General features: G+C 68.1%; 17 protein-coding genes and 1 pseudogene. 15 read left to right on the plus strand and 3 right to left on the minus strand.

The window, feature by feature from the left end:
* Positions 1-92: 92 nt before the first annotated feature.
* From lptF to VHS75_RS18135, 13 genes are all read left to right on the plus strand, one after another.
* On the plus strand, positions 93-1229 hold the full coding sequence (gene lptF / locus VHS75_RS18075; protein WP_329640006.1) for an LPS export ABC transporter permease LptF: 1137 nt from the start codon (positions 93-95) through the stop codon (positions 1227-1229).
* A gap of 10 nt (positions 1230-1239) precedes the next feature.
* Complete coding sequence (gene lptG, locus VHS75_RS18080; RefSeq protein ID WP_329640007.1) at positions 1240-2340, plus strand: LPS export ABC transporter permease LptG; 1101 nt, start codon at positions 1240-1242, stop codon at positions 2338-2340.
* Between the two features lie 64 nt (positions 2341-2404).
* Entirely contained in the window at positions 2405-4882 is a 2478-nt protein-coding gene (locus VHS75_RS18085) for an LPS-assembly protein LptD (RefSeq protein WP_329640008.1), read from the plus strand.
* Between the two features lie 88 nt (positions 4883-4970).
* Positions 4971-6320: a peptidylprolyl isomerase gene (locus VHS75_RS18090; protein WP_329640009.1), complete on the plus strand. Its 1350-nt coding sequence runs from the start codon at positions 4971-4973 to the stop codon at positions 6318-6320.
* The gene (gene pdxA, locus VHS75_RS18095) at positions 6317-7336 is read left to right on the plus strand and encodes a 4-hydroxythreonine-4-phosphate dehydrogenase PdxA (RefSeq protein WP_329640010.1); all 1020 of its coding nucleotides are present in this window, start codon (positions 6317-6319) and stop codon (positions 7334-7336) included. Before VHS75_RS18090 ends, pdxA begins: the two co-directional genes overlap by 4 nt.
* Complete coding sequence (gene rsmA / locus VHS75_RS18100; RefSeq protein WP_329640011.1) at positions 7333-8190, plus strand: 16S rRNA (adenine(1518)-N(6)/adenine(1519)-N(6))-dimethyltransferase RsmA; 858 nt, start codon at positions 7333-7335, stop codon at positions 8188-8190. The genes pdxA and rsmA overlap by 4 nt, the downstream gene beginning before the upstream one ends.
* 48 nt (positions 8191-8238) lie before the next feature.
* Positions 8239-8925 carry a DUF969 domain-containing protein gene (locus tag VHS75_RS18105; protein WP_329640012.1) on the plus strand — a complete coding sequence of 229 codons (687 nt, stop codon included), beginning with the start codon at positions 8239-8241 and terminating at the stop codon, positions 8923-8925.
* Entirely contained in the window at positions 8922-9875 is a 954-nt protein-coding gene (locus VHS75_RS18110) for a DUF979 domain-containing protein (protein WP_329640013.1), read from the plus strand. Before VHS75_RS18105 ends, VHS75_RS18110 begins: the two co-directional genes overlap by 4 nt.
* Entirely contained in the window at positions 9856-10881 is a 1026-nt protein-coding gene (locus VHS75_RS18115; RefSeq protein WP_329640014.1) for a DUF2891 domain-containing protein, read from the plus strand. The genes VHS75_RS18110 and VHS75_RS18115 overlap by 20 nt, the downstream gene beginning before the upstream one ends.
* A 180-nt stretch (positions 10882-11061) precedes the next feature.
* A complete protein-coding gene (locus tag VHS75_RS18120) occupies positions 11062-11286 on the plus strand; it encodes a hypothetical protein (RefSeq protein WP_293367255.1) in 225 nt (74 codons plus the stop codon).
* 48 nt (positions 11287-11334) lie between these two features.
* A complete protein-coding gene (locus tag VHS75_RS18125) occupies positions 11335-11667 on the plus strand; it encodes a MarR family winged helix-turn-helix transcriptional regulator (RefSeq protein ID WP_329640015.1) in 333 nt (110 codons plus the stop codon).
* Positions 11668-11831: 164 nt separating this feature from the next.
* Positions 11832-12296, plus strand: a complete 465-nt coding sequence (locus VHS75_RS18130; protein ID WP_329640016.1) for an Lrp/AsnC family transcriptional regulator — start codon at positions 11832-11834, stop codon at positions 12294-12296.
* Between the two features lie 275 nt (positions 12297-12571).
* Positions 12572-15586 (plus strand): TonB-dependent receptor domain-containing protein, encoded by a 3015-nt coding sequence (locus VHS75_RS18135; RefSeq protein WP_329640017.1) that lies wholly within the window; start codon positions 12572-12574, stop codon positions 15584-15586.
* 53 nt (positions 15587-15639) lie between these two features.
* Here the strand turns inward: VHS75_RS18135 and VHS75_RS18140 are convergent, their stop codons facing one another.
* From VHS75_RS18140 to VHS75_RS18150, 3 genes are read right to left on the minus strand one after another with little or no spacing between them, the layout of a single operon-like run.
* On the minus strand, positions 15640-17079 hold the full coding sequence (locus VHS75_RS18140) for an NAD(P)H-hydrate dehydratase (RefSeq protein ID WP_329640018.1): 1440 nt from the start codon (positions 17077-17079) through the stop codon (positions 15640-15642).
* Between the two features lie 23 nt (positions 17080-17102).
* Entirely contained in the window at positions 17103-17681 is a 579-nt protein-coding gene (locus VHS75_RS18145) for a histidine phosphatase family protein (protein ID WP_329640019.1), read from the minus strand.
* Between the two features lie 4 nt (positions 17682-17685).
* Entirely contained in the window at positions 17686-19224 is a 1539-nt protein-coding gene (locus VHS75_RS18150) for an acetyl-CoA acetyltransferase (protein WP_329640020.1), read from the minus strand.
* Between the two features lie 226 nt (positions 19225-19450).
* On the opposite strand from VHS75_RS18150, the gene VHS75_RS18155 reads away from it, so the two are divergent.
* Together VHS75_RS18155 and glnA are read left to right on the plus strand one after the other, a co-directional pair.
* Positions 19451-19789 (plus strand): P-II family nitrogen regulator, encoded by a 339-nt coding sequence (locus VHS75_RS18155; protein ID WP_329640021.1) that lies wholly within the window; start codon positions 19451-19453, stop codon positions 19787-19789.
* 39 nt (positions 19790-19828) lie between these two features.
* Positions 19829-19976: pseudogene (glnA, locus tag VHS75_RS18160) on the plus strand (glutamine synthetase); the annotation flags it as partial.

Here is a 19976-nt window from a genome sequence, read left to right on the forward strand (position 1 = left end):
CCGGCGGTTGTCTGGCGAGGCGACGCATGGTTTAGATCACCTCCGCGGCGGGGGCGCGGCTAAAAACTCCGAGTGAGCCCTATTTCTTACCGATGCGCCTGATCGACCGCTACCTGCTCCGGCAACTGCTCGGCCCTACCCTTCTCGCCACGGCGGCGCTGACGGGGGTCGCCTTGCTGAGTGAGAGCCTCTCGACCCTCGACTACATCGTCAACCAGCATCAAAGCGCGATGGTCTTCCTGAAGATCACCTTGCTGGCCATGCCGCAGCTCACCAACCTGGTCCTGCCCTTCGCGGTGTTCGCGGCCGGTCTGGTGGCGCTGAATCGGCTGCACACCGAGCAGGAGATCGTGGTCTGTTTCGCTAGTGGGATGAGCCGCTGGCGGGTGATCTCCCCAGCTATCCGGCTGGCCAGCACGGTGGCGCTGCTGGCGCTGGTCACGAACCTGTGGGTGCAGCCGTTGGCCTACCGGGCCCTGCGCCAGGTGATGTTCGACGTGAAAACCGACCTGGCCGCCACCCTGGTGCGCGAGGGGGAGTTCACCGCGCCGGCCCCCGGCCTGACGGTCTACGCCCAGACCGTCGACAACAAGGGCGACATGCACAACCTGTTCATCCACCAGGTGAAGGACGACGGCGGGGCCACCACTTACATGGCCAACACCGGGCACATCACCAAACGCAACGGCGCCTCGGTCTTGATGCTGGAGAATGGCTCGACCCAGGAATTCTCCGAGCGGGGCGTGCTCAACTACCTGACGTTCAATGAATATCCGTTCGAGCTCAGCCAGTTGAACAACGCCGACGAGCTGATCCACTACAAGCCATCGGACCGCTATCTCCACGAGTTGTTCCATCCCGACCTGCAGCAGGCCTGGGAACAGAAGAACCGCAAAGCCCTGTTGGCGGAGGGCCACGCCCGGATCGCCACCCCGCTCTACAACATCACCGCCATGGCTCTGGCGCTCTCGGCGATCATCGGCGGCGGATTCTCGCGCCTGGGCTACGCGCGGCGGATCGCCATGATGAGCGGCGTCGCGATCATGGTGCGGGTTCTGGGGTTCGTCGCGCAGTCCGCCGCCGAAGCCAACGTCTGGATCAACGTCCTGCAATACCTGATCCCGGTGGGCGCGACCGCCTTCGCCCTGCGCAGCGTCTTCCGCCAGCGGGTCAGCCGCTTCATCGATATCCGTCGCCGGCCGGTGCGCATCGCGCCAGTTCCGGCGTGAGCGCGCGATCATGAATTCCCGCCTCGAAAGATATGTGCTGGCCCGCAACCTGGCCGGCGTCGGCGTCGCCCTGGTGATGATCTCTTCGTTGATCCTGCTGGTGCAGTTCGTCGACCTGTCGCGCACCATCGGCGTGCGCACCGACGTCAGCGCCGCCGACATCTTCGGCCTGACGCTGCTGAAGTCGCCGTCGGTGATCCAGATCCTGCTGCCCTTCGTCTTCCTGTTCGGCGGCATCAGCGCCTATGTCGGCCTCAACCGCCGCAGCGAGCTGGTGGCCATGCGGGCCGCCGGCGTCTCGGCCTGGCGGTTCATCATGCCCTCGGCGACCGCGGCCTTCTTCATCGGCGTCATCGCGGTGCTGGCCATCAACCCGGTCTCAGCCGCGCTCAGCGCCCGCTTCGAAGCTGACCGCGCCAAGATCATGGCCAATTACCTGGGGAGCGACGTTCCCAAGGACGTCTGGCTGCGCCAGGGCGACGAGCGCACCCAGATGGTCATCCACGCCAAGGCCCGCGACACGGTGCAGGGCGAGGTGCGGCTGCGCGACGTGTCGCTGTTCGTCTACCAGAAGAACCGGTTCGGCCAGCCGGAGTTCAAGCGCCGGCTGGAGGCCGCCGAGGCGGTGCTGCGTCCCGGCTTCTGGCAGCTGAAGGACGTGCGCGAGGCCACCGCCGGCGAAAGCTCGGTGCAGTCCGACAGCCTGTCGATTCGCTCGACGCTGGACTCCGAGGCCGCGGTGGAGCGCTTCGCCTCACCCGACGCTATCGCCTTCTGGCGCCTGCCGGGGGCCATCAAGCAGACCGAGGATTCGGGGTTCTCCGCCTCCGGATACCGCCTGCGGTTCCAGCAGCTGCTGTCGACGCCGCTGATGTTCGCCGCCATGGCGGTCCTGGCCGCGGCCTTCTCGCTCAGGCTGGTGCGCCTGGGCGGTCTGGCGGGCCTGGCTGGGGCCGGCGTGGCGCTCGGGTTCGTGGTCTTTTTCTTCAATCAGCTCTCGGGCGCGCTCGGCCGGGCGGACATCATTCCGCTGTTTGCCGCGGCCTGGGCGCCGGCGGCGGTCGCGCTGCTGTCTGGCTTGACGCTGCTCTGCTACACCGAAGACGGTTGAATCCTCCGCATGCCCGGCTATGCAGGCGGTTCAGGCGCGTCGCGATGAGGATCGGAAGGCCAAGATGAGTCCGCGTCGGCGCGCCCTGCTTGCAGAGCGCCCCACTCCTGCCCCCTGGGCCACGAAGCGCGCGCTGCTGGCCGGCGCGACGGCGGCCATGCTGTGGCCGACGCTCGCCTTCGCCCAGCAGCAGGCGCCCCCAACCTATGAGCAGGGTCCCCTTGGCAAGGAACAGCGCGGCCAGATCCTCAACGACAGCAGCCGCGCCAGCCAAACGCCAAAGGCCGCCCCCGCGCCCAACCTGGACGGTCTGAAGCCGGGCGAGCTCTACATCGAAGCCGACCAGCTTTCCCGTGACGACAAGAACGGGATCACCACCGCCGAGGGCAATGTCGAGGTCCGCTATCAGGACCGCACCCTGCGCGCCGACAAGCTGGTCTACAAGGAACCGCCGCCACCGCCCGAAGGCCAGGCGCGGCCGCCGCATGACAAGGACGCCCCGGCCCAGGGCGTGATCCGGGCCTATGGCCACGTGCAGATCATTCATGACGACGGCGAGGTCGAGTACGCCAACCAGATCACCCTCGACGACAAGATGCAGGCCGCCGTGGCCATCGGCTTCTCGGAATCGATGCACGACAAGCGCGCCAACCAGGATGTCAAGATCAGCGGCGACACCGCCGTGCGCCGCTCCGAGGACCTGCAGGAACTCAACAAGGCGATCTACACGCCCTGCCCGATCTGCACCGGCAATACGCCGAAGAAGCCGACCTGGTCCGTAAGCGCCGACCGCATCGTTCAGGACCAGGTCCATCACATCATCTACTACCGGCACGCGCGCATCCACGTCCTGGGCGTGCCGATCATCTACCTGCCGGTGTTCTGGCATGCCGACCCGACGGCCGAGCGCGAGTCCGGCTTGCTGGCGCCGCGGATCGGCGTCAACAGCCGGCGCGGCTTCTCCTACGATCAGCCCTATCTGTGGGTGATCAGCCCGTCGGCCGACCTGACCATCGCCCCGCAGATCAACTCCAACGTCAATCCGTTCCTCAACCTCCACTATCGCCAGCTGTTCGCCGACGGCGAGCTCGACCTGCGCGCGGGCTACACCTACGAGCGCGACCTGGAGGGCGCAGGCACCCGCTTCGGCGACCTGACCAACCGCAGCTACATCCTGGGCCGCGGGGTCTTCCATCCTGACGAGGACTGGACCCTGGGTTTCACCGCCGAGCGGGCGTCCGATCCGCTGATCTTCGACAAGTACGACATCGGCAAGGTCTACCAGGCGCGAGGCCCTTACGTGCCCGACGACCGCCGGCTGATCAGCCAGGCCTACGCCATCCGCCAGGACGACAATTCCTACGCTTCGGTGGCGGCGTTCAGCATCCAGGGCCTGCGCCCGGGCGACAACAACCGCACCTTCCCGCTGGTCGCGCCCGTGATCGACACCCACCTCGACGACCCGGACGACGTGCTGGGCGGGCGGCTGCGTTTCACGGCCAGCGCGGTCTCGCTGACCCGCGACCAGTCGCCGGACAACCAGCAACTGAACCAGCCCGGTCTCGACAGCGCCCGGATCAGCGGCGGCCTGGACTGGCGGCGGATCTTCACCTCGGAGGCGGGCCTGCGGGTCGAGCCCTTCGTCCAGATGCGCCTGGACGGCTACAATGTGCGCGACATCCTGGTCGACGCCACCAGCAACAAGACCACCAGCCTGAACGAGGCGCGCGCCGTAGGCGTGGCCGGCGCGGACATCTCCTATCCGCTCTATCGCCGCTGGGGCGATGCGACGGTGATTCTGGAGCCGCTGGCCCAGATCGCGCTCTCCCCCAAGGCCCAGCAGGTCACCATCGGCCACGATGCGACCGGAAAGCCGATCTATCTCGACGAGGACTCCGTCGCCTTCGAATTCGACGAGACCACGCTCTTCCAGGCCAACAAGTTTCCCGGCAACGACCTCTACGAGGACGGGCTGCGCCTGAACGTCGCGGGCCGCGGCTCGATCCTGTGGGACGACGGCCGCCGCGCCAGCCTGCTAATCGGCCGCAGCTTCCGCGACAGCCCCAACACCGTCTTCGCCCCCGGCTCCGGCCTGACCGGGACGTCCTCAGACTGGATCATCGCCGGCGACGCCGCCCCGATGAAGGGCCTGTCCTTCTTCGGCCGCGCGCGTCTGGACGCCAACACCTTCGAGGTCCACCGCCTCGAAGCCGGAGCGAACTTCAATGGCAAGTGGGGCTCAGGCTACGTCCGCTACCTGAAGGACGATCAGGGGATCAACGGGACGCCGATCAAGAACACCGACATGGGCGCCGATATCAACCTGACCAAGCATTGGGGTCTCAGCGCCTATGGCAACCGCGACCTGATCCAGAACGCCTGGGTCATCCGCGACACCGGCGTGTTCTACAAAGACGAATGCATTCGCGTGGACGTGTTTTATCGCCACGAAGACGTTATCATCGGGCGGCTGACGTCCAGCGACCAACTATCCATACGCCTAACGCTCGCCACATTGGGCGCACCATTTTATGGCAGGTAGGCTTTGCGGCCGGACGCGGCCGAACGAGGGAATGAACTTATCCATGACGCGCGCGCGTAACGTCACGAGCCGAGGGGCGCGGGGCGCTGTGATCGCAACAGCCATCCTGGCTGTCGCCCTGCCCATCAGCCTGCAGGCCCAGCCGCTGCGCGGGGCCGTGGGCGCGCCGCCGCCGGCGACCCAGCCGGCTGCGCCGGTCGCCGCGTCGGCCCCGACGCCGGCCAACTACACACCCATGCGTCCGATGTCGGAGTCGGTGGCGGCGATCGTCAACGACGACATCATCTCCACCTACGACCTGGCGCAGCGCATGCGTCTGCTGATCGCCACGACCGGGGTGCAGCCGACCCAGGAGAACGTCCAGGAGTTCCAGCAGCAGGCGCTGTTGTCGCTGGTCGACGAAACCCTGCAGATCCAGGAGCTGAAGCGCGTCCAGAAGGATCAGAAGATCTCGATCATCGCCACCGACGACGAGGTCCAGGACGAGCTGTCGGGCATGGCCCAGCAGAACAACATGAAGCCCGAGGCCTTCATCGCGGTCCTGAAGAGCCAAGGGATCACCTCGCAGACCCTGTTCGACCAGATCCGCGCCCAGATGAGCTGGCAACGCTGGATCCGCGGCCGTTACGGCACGCGCCTGCGGATCGGCGAGGACCAAATCAAGGCCACACAGGTCCGCATGATCGCCGCCGCCTCTAAGCCGCAGTACGAGGTCAGCGAGGTGTTCCTCGACGCCGGCCGCACCGGCGGCATGGACGCCGCGGTCAAGGGCGCGACCCAGCTCGTGGCCCAGCTGCAGCAGGGCGCGCCGTTCCCGGCGGTGGCTCGGCAGTTCTCCGCCTCCTCGACGGCGGCGGCCGGCGGCGACGCCGGCTGGATCAGCCAGGGCGAGATGCCGGCCGCGGTGGACACCGCCCTCGATCAGCTGCGTCCCGGCCAGCTTTCCCAGCCGATCCCGGTGAAGGACGGCGTCTACATTATCTACCTGCGCGACAAGCGCGCAGGCTCCGGCCAGACGCTGGTCAGCCTGAAGCAGGCGGCGATCGCGCTCCCGGCCGACGCCAGCGCCGCCGACGTCGCGGCCGCCAAGGCCACGCTGGTCGCCGTCCGCAGCCAGATCAAGGACTGCGCGACGCTGGAGTCCTCGGTCGCCAAGACGCCCGGCGTGGTGGCCGGCGACCTCGGCGAGGCCGAGACCGGCGACCTGCTGCCGGAGTTCGCCGAGGCGGCCAAGACCTTGCAACCCGGACAGCTCTCGCAGCCGATCCGCACCAAGGTCGGCCTGCATGTGCTGGCGGTCTGCGGCAAGCGCGCCGCCGGCGCCGCCCAGGTGGACCACGATCAGATCGAAAGCCGGCTGACCGGCCAGCAGCTCAGCATGATCTCGCGGCGCTACATGCGCGACCTGCGCAATTCCGCGACCATAGAGACCAGGTGAAACCGGGGCCGCTCGCTCTGAGCCTTGGCGATCCGGCCGGAGTCGGACCGGAGATCATCGTCAAGGCGTGGAACGAGCTTCGCCGTGGCGGCCCGCCGTTCATGGTGGTGGGCGATTACCAGTCCCTGGCCTCAGCCTCCGGCGGCGGGGCGTCGATCCTGCAGCGCGTGATCGCTCCGGTCGAGGCCCTGGAGGCCTTTCCCCACGCCCTGCCGGTGCTCGACCTGCCTCTGCGCAGCCCGGTCGTGGCCGGCCAGCCCTCCGCCACCGCTGCGCCCTCGATCATCCAGTGGATCGAGACCGCGGTGGGCCTGGCGCTCTCCGGCGCCGTGCCCGGCGTGGTCACCGCCCCCATCGCCAAGGCCTCGCTCTATGCGGCCGGTTTCAAGTTCCCCGGCCACACCGAGTTCCTGGGCGAGCTGACGGCCTCCGAGCGCTTCGACGGCGCGCGCGGTCCGGTGATGATGCTGACCGCCGGCGGCCTGCGCGTGGCCTTGGTCACGGTCCACACGCCGCTGGCCAAGGTCTCCGCCGCGCTGAACATCGAGGCCATCGTCAATGTCGGCCGCGTTACCGCCGACGCCCTGCGCCGCGACTTCGGCGTCAAGCATCCGCGCCTTGCTGTCGCGGGCCTTAACCCACACGCCGGAGAAGGCGGCTCGATCGGGCGCGAGGAGATCGACATCGTGGCGCCGGCCGTCGCGGCGCTGCAGGACCTGGGCATCGAGGTCTCGGGGCCCTATCCGTCCGACACCCTGTTCCCGGAGGCGATGCGCGCGACCTATGACGCGGCCATCTGCCTCTATCACGACCAGGCGCTGATCCCGGTGAAGATGCTCGACTTCTGGGGCGGGGTGAACGTCACCCTGGGCCTCCCGATCGTGCGGACCTCGCCCGATCACGGCACCGCCTTCGACATCGCCGGACGGGGGCTGGCGCGCGCCGACAGCTTGATCGCCGCCATCCGCCTCGCCGACCAGATCGCCGAAACCCGGACCGACGAGCCGCGCGGGTGAGCCTTGAGAGCCTGCCGCCGCTGCGCGAGGCGCTCGCCGCGCACGGCCTGATGGCCAAGAAGGCGTTCGGCCAGCACTTCCTCCTCGACCTCAACATCACCCGCAAGATCGCCCGCCTGGCCGAGCTGAACCCCGGCGACCGGGTCATCGAGGTCGGTCCCGGCCCCGGCGGCCTGACCCGCGCCCTGCTGGAGACCGGCGCCCACGTCACCGCCATCGAGAAGGACCAGCGCTTCCGCCCGCTGCTGGAGGACCTGGCCGCGGCCGCCTCGCCCGGCGCCCTGACGCTCAGCTTCGCCGACGCCCTGACCGTCGACGAGGCCGCGCTGATGGACGGCGCACCGGGCCATGTGGTGTCCAACCTACCCTACAACGTTGGCACGGCGCTGCTGATCAAGTGGCTGACCGGGCCGTGGACGCCGGCCTCCATGACCCTGATGTTCCAGAAGGAAGTGGCCCAGCGGATCGCTGCGCCCGTGGACGGCGACGCCTACGGCCGCCTCGCCGTGATCGCCCAGGCGACCTGCGAGGCCCAGACGGTGATGGACGTTCCGGCCCGCGCCTTCACCCCGCCGCCCAAGGTGGAGTCCGCCGTGGTCCGGCTGATGCCGCGCCCGGACCGCCCCTCGCCGGCGCGCCTGGACGCCCTGCAGAAGCTCACCGCCGCGGCCTTCGGCCAGCGCCGCAAGATGCTGCGCGCCAGCCTCAAGGGCTTGGGCGGCGAAGGGCTCATCGTCGCCGCCGGCCTCGACCCGCAGGCCCGCGCCGAGACCATCGACGTGGCCGGCTTCCTGCGCCTGGCCGACGCCTGGCTCGCCGCCCGCGCGCGGACCGCCGCCGGCGCCGTTGCCTAGCGGCGCGACTGCGGCTCCTATGGCGGCGGCTTTGGCGAAGGAGACCGGATGTTGATCCTGCTGGGCGTCGCCGTGATCGTCGTCGGCTTCGCCATCCGCCTCAACCCGCTGCTGGTGGTGGTGGCCGCGGCCCTGACCAGCGGCTGGTTCGCTGGGCTCTCGCCGCTGCAGGTGATCGCGGCCTTCGGCAAGGCCTTCAACGACAATCGCTTCGTCAGCGCCGCCTACCTGGTCCTGCCGCTGGTCGGCGTGCTGGAACGCGCCGGCGTCCGCGAACAGGCCGGCCGGATCATCGCGCGCCTGCGCGGCGTCTCGGCCGGACGGCTGCTGATCAGCTACATGGTCTTCCGTCAGCTGACGACGGCGGTGGGGCTGCAGCCGATCGCCGGCCACGCCCAGACCATCCGCCCGATCGTGGCGCCCATGGCCGAAGCCGCCGCCGAGGCCCGCGACGGCCCGCCGGACCTGGCCACCCGCTACGCCATCCGCGCCATGGCCTCGGCCACCGACAACGTGGCGGTGTTCTTCAGCGAGGACATCTTCGTGGCCATGGGCTCGGTGTTGCTGATGGTGGGCTTCCTCACGTCGGCCAGGATCGTGCTCGACCCGATCCACCTGTCCGTCTGGGCGATCCCCGCGGCGCTGGCGGCCTTCGCGATCCACGCCACGCGGTTGGTGCTGTTCGACCGCCGCCTGGCGCGCCAAGCCACGACCATGGGCGCCACCAAGCCGTGATCAAGCTCGGCGCGGTCTATCTGCTGGCGGGGCTGATGTTCGCGGGCTTTGCGCTGTTCAGCGGCCTCGATCGCGGCAATCCCAAGCGCTGGGGGAACACCGCCTTCTGGGCGCTCGTCGCCCTGAGCTTCCTGGCCGGCGACCGGCTGGGCGACCTGGGCAACGGCGTCCTGGTCCTGGGCCTCGCCGTGTTGGCGGGCCTGGGCTTCCTTGGCCGCAGCCAGCCGGCGACCACCACGGCGCAGGAACGAACGGCGAGCGCCGAGCGGTTCGGCAATCGCCTGTTCGTCCCGGCCCTGGTCCTGCCGCTGGTGGTGGCGCTGGGGGTGCTGGTCCTGAAGCCCGTCCAGTTCAGCAGCGTACCCCTGATGGACCCGAAACAGGCGACCCTGATCTCGCTCGCCCTCGCCGTGGTCGCTTCACTCGCGACGGCGCTAGTCCTTCTACGCCAGCCGCCGGCGTCGGCGCTGCAGGAAGGCCGCCGGCTGGTCGACACCGTGAGCTGGGCTGCGCTCCTGCCGCAATATCTGGCGGCGCTCGGCGCGGTCTTCGCCATGGCCGGCGTCGGCAATCAGATTGGTCACCTCGTCACTACCTACCTGCCAATGGACAGCCGCTTCGCCGCGGTCAGCGTCTATTGCGTGGGCATGGCCGCCTTCACCATGCTGATGGGCAACGCCTTCGCCGCCTTCCCCGTGCTCACAGGCGGCGTGGCGATCCCGATCCTGGTGACCCACTTCGGCGGCAACCCGGCGGTGATCGCCTCGATTGGGATGCTCTCGGGGTTCTGCGGCACGCTGATGACCCCGCTGGCCGCCAACTTCAACCTGGTGCCGCCGGCCCTCCTGGAGATCCCCGACCGTTATGCGGTGATCAAGGCCCAGGTCCCGACCGCCCTCCTCATGCTGATCGTCAACACGGTGCTGATGTATGTCCTCGCCTTCCGCTAATCGCCTCACGCCGCAGATCGCGTCCAAGTTCGCCGCGATCGCCCTGGGTCACGTGACCCGCGAATACCCCAACAAGCTCGATCATGTTCTGGAAGGTCCCGGCGACGCCCGCGGACCCCGCGACCTGCACCCGATCTTCTTCGGCAGCTTCGACTGGCACTCCTGCGTCCACGGCTACTGGCTGCTGGCGACCCTGCTGCGCCGCGAGCCCGGCATCCCCGAGGCCCCGGCCATCCGCGCCCTGTTCGACGACGCCTTCACGGCGCGCAAGGTCGGCGGCGAGGTCGCCTATCTCGCCCGGCCCTCCTCCCGCGGGTTCGAACGGCCCTACGGCTGGGGCTGGCTCCTGAAGCTGCAGGCCGAGCTGATGGCCCACAATGCGCCCTGGGCGACCACGCACCAGCCGCTGGCCGACGTCTTCGTGCAGCGGTTCAAGGATTTCCTGCCCAAGGCCTCCTACCCGATCCGCACCGGCGTCCATTCCTCCACCGCCTTCGCCATCGCGCTCGGCCAGGACTACGCCGCCGCCGCCGGGGACCGCGCGCTGACCGCGCTGTTCACCGAGACCTGCCGCGCCTGGTACCTGGCAGACCGCGACGCGCCGGCCTGGGAGCCGTCGGGCGACGAATTCCTCTCCGCGACCCTGATGGAGGCCGAGTGCCTGCGCCGCCTGCTGCCGCCCGCGGAGTTCGCGCCCTGGTTCGCGGCGTTCCTGCCCCGTGCAACGGCGCGCCAGCCGGCCAGCCTGTTCACCCCGGCCACCGTCTCCGACCGCAGCGACGGCAAGATCGCCCACCTGGACGGCCTGAACTTTTCACGCGCCTGGTGCTGGCGCGAACTGGCGGGTTCCGTTCCCGCCGACCACCCCTTGCGGCCGGTCGCCGAGGCGACGGCCCAGGAGCACATGGCCGCCAGCCTGCCCCACGTCGCGGGCGACTACATGGGCGAACACTGGCTCGCCTCCTTCGCCCTCCTGGCGTTGACGGCGGGGGAAGTCATTGGTTAGATTACAGAATCTTCACATTCCAGATTACATCTTCTTCACAATCGAGAGTTACGCTTTTTGAGCGCAAGTTACGCTCAGAACGCTCGCAATGTGCGTGCGCCGCCGCGCAAAGCGCCAAAACCGCAGCCGCATCAGCCTACGCTTTCCTTCAGTGGGGCGGGTTCGCTTGCGAGGACGGCTATGAAACTCTGCGGTCAAATCTCGGTCGAACTGAACGTCGGCGACTATATCGAGGCGGCCGATCATCAGAAGCGGCTGGAGGACATCCTCAAACTGGTTCGTGACGCCTATCCCGACGCCACCCTGGCCATGCGCGAGCGGCGCCAGCGCAAGGCCCTGCCGCTGACCCGGGCCGCGCCGCGCACCGCGGCCACCGGCGCCCTCAACCGCTACGCCGACGAATAAGGCTCTCGGTTGCGCCCCAGGGACTCCCTGCTTGAGGCGGTTCTCGCCTTGAAGGCGCTCGATGCCCGCATCAGCGTCAATGAGATCGTGGCCTTTCTCTACGTCTGCGAGAACGAGGGCCTGAGCGTGCAGGAACTGGCCTATGTGGCCGGCCTTACGCAGTCGACAGCCTCGCGCAGCCTGCGCTCGCTAGGCCGGGCGGGATCCGACTGGGCCCAGCCGCCGGCGCTTGGCCTGGTGGACGCCTTCCTCAATCCCGCCGACGGCCGCAGCCACGTCGTGCACCTCAGCGATCAGGGCCGATCGTTGCGCGACAAGCTCGACGAAATGATCCGCCGCGCGGTGACCATCGACTACGAAGCCAAAGCTCGGGAAGGTTGAACAGAGGATTTTCGGTTTTGGCCTAGAAAGTTCTATGCATAGTTGCGACAAACCCGAGAACGAATACTCGGACGTCACGATGTTACGTCAGATGAACGCAAGTTAACTGTCGCGACGCCGATTCCTGTGGTTGGTTCCCCCCTCCTGGGGACGCGCGAACCGCTATGGCCTATCCGCTTGACCGTCTGGACGTTCAGATCCTGGCCGCGCTACAGGAGAACAACCAGGCGACTGCCCAGGTCCTGGCCGACCGGGTGCCGCTGTCGCCCTCGGCGATCCTACGCCGCATCCGCCAGTACCGCGACGAGGGCGTGATCGCCGCCGATGTCTCCATCATCGAGCCGGCGCAGGTCGGCGAACGCATCTCCGTCCTGGTGATGGTCCAGCTGGAGCGCCACTCGCCGGCCGCGGTCAGCGAGTTCCGCTCGCACCTCTGCCGCTCGCCGCAGGTGCAGGTCTGCATGGAGATCTCAGGCGCCTACGACATCTCCTGCATCGCCATCTTCCGCGGCATGGAGGAGTTCAACGCCTTCACTGACGCCAATATCGCCGGCCATCCAGCCGTGCGGCGTTACGAGGCCAGCTTCGTCAAGAAGCGCGTGAAATTCACCACGGCCATCCCCCTGTAGGGCGTCATGGCCTTATCCATGCACGTTCGACTACAGTATAAGCTACCTTGATTACTTCAGTATTTGTGTCCAATTCGAGACACGTGGGCCACATTACCAATGTTACATCGACATGCGCGTTGACGATTTCCTGTAGCACTAAGTAACTCCAACCCAACCGAGGCCTCCGGAAGGATTCCTCGGGACTCGATTTTGTCTGGGGGCTGGCCGGCTCCTCGCGAGTGCGGCCGCTGGAGGAGTTGACCTTGAAAATCCAAAACACCCGGGAGCGCTTGTTGGCCTCCTCGATGATCTGTGGCGTGGCCTTGCTGGGTCTTTCCGCGCCCCAGGCTTCCGCCGCTGCGGCGGCCGACGCCAACAGCGGCGAGGTCTCTGAAATCGTCGTGACCGGGACGCGGATCCCGTCACCGAACCTGACCTCCATCGCGCCGGTGACTACGATCGGCAACGCCGACATCAAGGCGCAGGGCGTCACCCGGATCGAAGACATCACCAACTCGCTGCCGCAGGTGTTCGCGGGCCAGGGTTCCTCGATCACCAACGGCGCCACCGGCGCGGCCACCGTCAACCTGCGCGGCCTGGGCCCCAACCGCACCCTGGTGCTGATCGACAACCGCCGCCTGATGCCCGGCGACCCGACCAACAGCCTCACCGTGGCCGCCGACCTGAACTTCGTCCCCTCGGCCCTGGTGGAGCGGGTGGACGTGCTGACCGGCGGCGCGTCTGCGACCTACGGCGCCGACGCCGTGGCCGGCGTCGTCAACTTCGTGATGATGAAGAACTTCGAGGGCGTCCGCCTCGACGCCCAGTACTCGGGCTACCAGCACGACAACAATAACTCGACCGGCCAGACGGCTCTCAAGACCGCGGCCGCCACCGCCATCATCCCCTCGCAATTCGCCATCCCCGGCAATCTCTGGGAAGGCGAAGGCTCAGAGGTCAGCTTCGTCATCGGCGTCAACGCGCCGGACGGCAAAGGTAATGTCACCGCCTACGCCACCTACCGCCAGAACAACGCCATCCTGGAAGGCGACCGCGACTTCAGCGCCTGCACCCTGGCCACCACGGCGGCCGGCTTCGGCTGCTCGGGTTCGGGCACGGCCTATCCGGCCCGCGTCGGCAGCTTCCTGGTCGATCCGACCACCTTCAACACCTTCCGCCCCCGCGTGGCGACGGACGTGTTCAATTTCGGCCCGGCCAACTTCTTTGTGCGTCCCGACGAGCGCTACAACCTGGGGGCCTTCGCCCACTATGAGGTCGCGCCCTGGGCCACGGCCTACATGGACGCGATGTTCATGGACGACCTGTCGACCGCGCAGATCGCCTCGGGCGGCATCTTCGCCTCGACCTTCAGCGTCAACTGCGCCAACCCGTTCCTGACCGCTCAGGAAAAGGGCCTGCTGGTCCCGACCGCGGCCACCGGCGGCGGCACCTGCGCCACCAACCCGGCCGGCATCTTCACCGGCACCGTCTCGCGCCGTCTGCTGCCCAGCGAACAGACCGGCCGACTGACCCAGTTCCGGCACACCGACTACCGGATCGTGCTCGGCATGAAGGGCGATCTGGGCAAGAACTGGAACTACGACGGCTACATGCAATATGGCTCCGTCGAGGTTCAGAACCGCCAAAGCGGCAACTTCGACACCACCCGCATCAACCAGTCGCTGAACGCGGTGACCGGCCCGACCGGGGCCCCGATCTGCAATCCGACCGGCAACCCCGACCCGGGCTGCGTGCCGATCAATATCTTCTCCTCAGCGCTGATCTCGCCGGCGGCGATCAACTTCCTGTCGATCAACAGCTTCAACAGCGGCAACATCACCGAGCGGGTGGTCAGCCTGGCCTTCACCGGCAAGCTCGGCGACTACGGGATCAAGAGCGCCTGGGCCAATGACGGCGTGGGCGTGGCGTTCGGCGCCGAGTACCGCCGCGAGCACCTGGACACCGTCGCCGACTTCCTGGCCAACAACGGCCTGGTGAACGGCAACGGCGGCGCCAACCCGCCTGTGAACGGCGGCTTCGACGTGTACGAGCTGTTCGGCGAAGCCCGCGTGCCGCTGATCAGCGACATGCCCTTCGCCAAGGACGTGTCCCTGGAGCTCGGCTACCGCTTCTCGGACTACTCCTCCATCGGCGACACCAACACCTACAAGGTGGCTGGCGAGTGGGAAGTGATCGACGGCCTGCGCTTCCGCGCCGGCTACAACCGCGCCGTCCGCGCCCCGAACGTGCAGGAGCTGTTCGCGCCGCAGAACGTCGTCCTCGACGGCACCCAGGACCCCTGCGCGGGCCTGGCGGCCAACGCGGCGGCCAACGCCGCCAAGATCGCCAACTGCGCCAACCTCTTCCACCTGACCACCGCGCAGGTCCTGGCGATCGAGGCTAACCCGGCCAACCAGTACAACGGTCAGATCGGCGGCAACCCGAACCTGAAGCCGGAAATCAGCGACACCTACACCGCCGGTGTGGTGTGGCGTCCGGCCTTCGTGCCCGGGCTCGACGTCTCGGTCGACTACTTCGACATCAAGATCGACCAGTTCATCTCGCGGATCGGCGCCAACCTCGAATTGAACCAGTGCCTGGCCACGGGAAGCCCGACCTTCTGCAACCTCGTCCACCGCGATGCGAACGGCTCGCTGTTCCTGACCAATAACGGCTTCGTTCAGGACACCACCCTGAACACCGGCTCGCTGAAGACCACGGGCGTCGACCTGAACGTCAATTACCGCACCGGGCTCGACAAGATCGGCCTGGGCGACAACGGCTCGGTCGCGGTCAACCTGGTCGGCACCTGGCTGGACACCCTGATCACCCAGCCGCTGCCGGGCGGCCCGTCCTACGACTGCGCCGGCCTCTATGGCACGATCTGCAGCGGCAACCCGGCGGTGAACGGAGCGCCGTCGCCGCGGTGGCGGCACAAGGCCTCGCTGACCTGGAACACGCCGTACGCCTACGGCGACTGGTTCAAGTCGCTGAGCTTGCGGGCCCAATGGCGCTACTTCGGCAAGGTGAGCCTCGACGCCTACGACGCGAACCCGCAGCTCAACAACGCCGCGCTGCAGTTCCCGGTCGAAAAGAACCTCTCGGCTCAGAACTACATCGACCTGACGGCGAACTTCACGGTCCACAACAACCTGAACTTCCGGGTCGGCGTGAACAACGTGTTCGACAAGGATCCGCCGCTGGTCGGTTCGAACCTGCCCGGCACCACCGGCAACGGGAACACCTTCCCGCAGGTCTACGACGCGCTTGGCCGCTTCGTGTTCGTCGGCCTCACCGCCGACTTCTAGGGTCTGGGACCAGACGGGACAGAGGGGCGGCGGAGCGATCCGCCGCCCTTCTGCTATCGCTCGTCGAACAGCCGGCGCAGCACCGCCGGCGCCAGGCCCGGCAGGTCTTCGGCGATAAGCCCCGGCCCATGCAGCTCCGCAGCCTCGGAATGGATCCAGGCGCCCGCGCAGGCGGCTTCGAAACTTTCCATCCCCTGCGCCACCAGCCCGCCGATGAAGCCGGCCAACACATCGCCGGAGCCCGCGGTGGCGAGCCATGGCGAGCCGTTGCCGTTCACGGCGCAGCGGCCGTCAGGCGCGGCGATCACCGTGTCCGACCCTTTCAGCAGCACCACGGCTCCGGCCCGCTCCGCGGCGGTGCGCGCGGCGGTGATGCGCTCCGGCGAGGCGGCCAGCAGGCCCGGGAACAGCCGCTCGAACTCGCCGGGATGCGGCGTGAGCACATCGTCTCGGTCCAGCAGCGAGAACAGCTCCTCGGGGTCTTCACGGAAGACGGTGATGGCGTCCGCGTCGAGGATCAGGGCCGCGCCGGTGCGCGCCAGCGCCAGCACGTTCAGCAGAGTCGGCTCGCCCACCCCGGCCGCCGGCCCGATCACCGCGGCGTCGACGTCCTTGGCCGCCTGTTCCAGCTCCAGATCGGTCTCGAAGGGCTTCAGCATCACCGCTTCCAGGTGCGCGGCGTTGATCGGCAGGGCTTCCGGCGGCGACAGCACCGTCACCAGCCCAGCCCCGATCCGCAGGCCCGCCCGCGCCGCCAGCCGCGCCGCGCCCGTCTGCCAGGCCTCGCCGCTAACTACCACCAGCCGCCCGCGGGCGTGTTTGTGCGACGCGGCCGTCGGCCACGGCAGGCGCGGCAGCCATAGCTCCGGCCCGTTCTCGACCGTCCTGCTCTCCGTCGCGCCCAGGCCGATATCGGCCACGATCACCTCACCGCAGCGCTCGTGGCCCGGCTCGAGCAGGTGCGCCGGCTTCTTGGCGTGGAAGGTCACGGTGATCGCCGCGCGCGCCGCCGGCCCGATCGGCTTGCCGGTGTCGCCTGGCACGCCGCTTGGGACATCCACCGCCACCACGCGCTCCGGAGTCTCCGCCATGGCCTGGGCCGCAGCCGCGGCCGGGCCGTCGAGCGGTCGCGAGAGGCCGGCGCCGAACAGGGCGTCGATCCACACCCCGGGCTCCAGGGCGCCGTTCAGGGCCTTCGTCACCCCATCCCAGCGCGCGCTCGCGGCCTGGGCGTCCTGAGTGGCGGGTTCGCCAAAGCTGCGCACCTCCACCGGCCAGCCGCGATCCTTGAGCAGGCGCGCGGCCACATAGCCGTCGCCGCCGTTGTTGCCCGGCCCGCAGAGCACCGTCGTCGTCTGTTTGCCGAACCGCGCGCAGACCGCGTCAGCCACCGCCGTTCCGGCGCGCTCCATCAAGGTGAGGCCCGGGGTCCCGGCCGCGATGGCCGCCGCGTCGGCGCGCGCCATCTCGGAGACGGTCAGGATCTGACGCATGGTCAACTGCTTATCGCCTCATCCTAAAGTACGCTGGTGGTGGCTTCTCGACCCTTTTCCACCAGGCGGAGCGTGGTTCCGTCCGTCTCCAATATGGTGATCGAGGCGTGATCCGGGCGGAAGGCCAGCACCTGTGGCACGCCCAGCAGCTCCGACACCACCGCATTGGTCGCCACATAGTGCGAGAAGACCGCCGTGTGGCCCCGCGCCGCCAGGGAGGCGGTGATCTCGCGACGCCAGGCGTCGTAATCGAGATCGCCCTCGATTTCGGCCCAGGTTCCGGCAAAGGATTTGCGCAGCCATGGCCCGCGTTCCTCCGCCGACAGCGCCGCCGGCGTCGGGATCTCGCCCACCCGGACATCGACCTCGATCTCCACGCCCAGCGCCTCGGCGGTCGGCACGGCCGTCTCGCGGCAGCGGCGCAATGGAGAGCTCACCACTTTGGTCGGCCGCTCGTCCGGCGGCAGGGCCATCAGCCAGTCGCGCGCCGCGCGGGCCTGGGCCTGGCCGGTCTCGTCCAGCCCTGGATCGTCGTCGTCCCCGCCCCAGGTGGCGGAGGGTTTGCCGTGACGGATCACGTAGAGGCGTTTGAGATGAGCCATGGCGTCAGTCTGGCGTGAAGATATTGGGTTGGCCGTCGGCGCCTGGGGCCACCCGGCCCGAACGCCCGACCTGCTCGCCCCGCTCCAGGCCGGCCAAGGTCTCAGGATCGTTCGGCGTATGGGCGGCGAAGCGGCGGCCGTCCGTATCGCGGCCGACGACGATCCCCATGAACGGCCCCTCGCGGCGGTGGACGACGGTGTAGGTCTCGATGGTGGCCGCACCCTGCGGCGCCTCTGTGACGGCCGGGTGCGGCAAGGCGTCGATCTCCGCCTGCAGCACCTTGGGATCCTGCCGCTCGAACGGCCGCTCCGGCCGCCGCGCCGAATAGGCCCCCGTCGACTGTTTGGTGAGGTACCAGCCGTTGGCGGTGACTAGCCCATAGGCCTCGCGATTCGCCCGAAGCTTGCCCGTCATCACAGCGATCGAATGCATGGCGTAGTTGTTCCCCGGGCCGCCGGCGTAGGGCAACCCGCCGGTGACCGTCAGCCCGCGCGGATCGTCCAGCGCCAAGCCCAGTTCCTCGGCCCCGATCTCCACGGCGACAGGAAAGCAGGAGTAGAGGTCGATGAACTTGATGTCGCTCAAGCCCACCCCGGCCATCTCCAGCGCCCGTTGGCCGGTCAGCCGCATGGCGGGGCTGGAATGGAAGTCCTGCCGGTCCAGCGGATGCCAGAGGTCGGCAGCGTCTGCGCAGCCGTGCAGGTAGACCCACTTGTCCTCCGGCACGCCCAGTTCGCGCGCCTTGGCCTCGCTGGCCAGGATCACCCCGGCGGACTGATCGACTTCCATGATCGCGTTGAGCAGCTTCGGATAGGGAAAGCCGATCATCCGGTTCTTTTCGGAGACCGTGACCAGTTCCTCGGCCGTCCGCTCGATAGGGAACCAGGCCTCCGGATTGTGCGCCGCGACCTTGGTGAAGGGCGCGAACAGGCGGCCCAGCCGCGCCTGATGGTCGGCCACCGAGCGGCCGTCGCGGGCCCTGAGCGCGTTCTCGAACAGGGGATAGCAGTTGATCGGCCGGCCCAGCCCGTGGCGCGCTTCGTAGGGGCTCACGCCGTTCCGGGGGTCGCCGATCCGCTCGGGCGCAGGCAGATCGGCGTCTTCCTGCCAGTCGTCGAAGCCCAAGCCCTTGGTCAGCCGCTTCATGGCCGAGCCGAGGAATTCGCAGCCGACGGCCAGCGCCAGGTCGGTCTCGCCGCCGGCGATCTTCTCGGCGATGACATTGACCAGCTGCTGGGGCGTGTTGCCGCCCATGTGCGAATAGACGGCCCAGTTAGGCGCAGCGCCGATCTCCCGCGCCAGGCTGGCCGGCGGATTGGTCGAATGCGGGATCATGCCGCGGTTCGATCCCGGCGCGTCGATGGTGAATCCCGCCACGGCCAGGGCGTCGATCGCCGCCAGGCCGGCCGCGCCGATGCCGGCGTCCGCCGCCGCGCGTTCCGCCGCAATCTTCAGCAGGGCGACCGGTGATGGAGATGCAGCCGGATCACCCCGATAGGTGAATTGGCCCGCTCCGATCAAAACTGGGGTCCTGCCGTCCATGCTTGCCGTGCCCTCCGAGCGTTGCGCCGCGCGATCCTAGGCGCCCAAACCCCGCTCTTGAAGGCATTTCGGCATTGACTGATTTTTGATCTCGTGGCGCCTGCGTTTCGGGCGCCGGCTGCTTTGGCGCCCGTCCGGCCCTGCCCCGTCGGTGAGCGCGCTTGTGAGGGCCCGCCCCGGCATGCTGGGTCGCCTCGACAGTCGGGGGCGGCTGTTCTGAGGACCTATGAAAAAGATCGAAGCCATCATCAAACCGTTCAAGCTCGATGAGGTGAAGGAGGCCCTGCAGGAAATGGGCGTCCAGGGCATGACGGTGATCGAGGCCAAGGGCTATGGGCGCCAGAAGGGGCAGACCGAGCTTTATCGCGGCGCGGAGTACGTCGTGGACTTCCTGCCCAAGATCAAGATCGAGGTGGTGATCGGCGACGACCAGCTGGCCCGCGCCCTCGAAGCCATCTCCACCTCGGCCCGCACCGGCCGTATAGGCGACGGAAAGATCTTCGTTTCCGAAATTCTCGACGTCATGCGCATCCGGACCGGAGAGACCGGAGCCGACGCCGTTTAGTCCACAGTCACTTAAGACCACTTCAAGGGGATAAGCACCATGGCAGCGACCGCCAAAGACATCCTGGCCCAGATCAAGGAGAAGGACGTCAAATACGTCGACGTGCGCTTCACCGACATCCGCGGAAAGATGCAGCACGTGACCTTCGACATCGACCTGGTCGATGACGACTTCCTGACCGACGGCA

Origin of the sequence: Phenylobacterium sp. (genome assembly GCF_036264965.1) — a bacterium.
Taxonomy (GTDB): Bacteria; Pseudomonadota; Alphaproteobacteria; order Caulobacterales; family Caulobacteraceae; genus Phenylobacterium.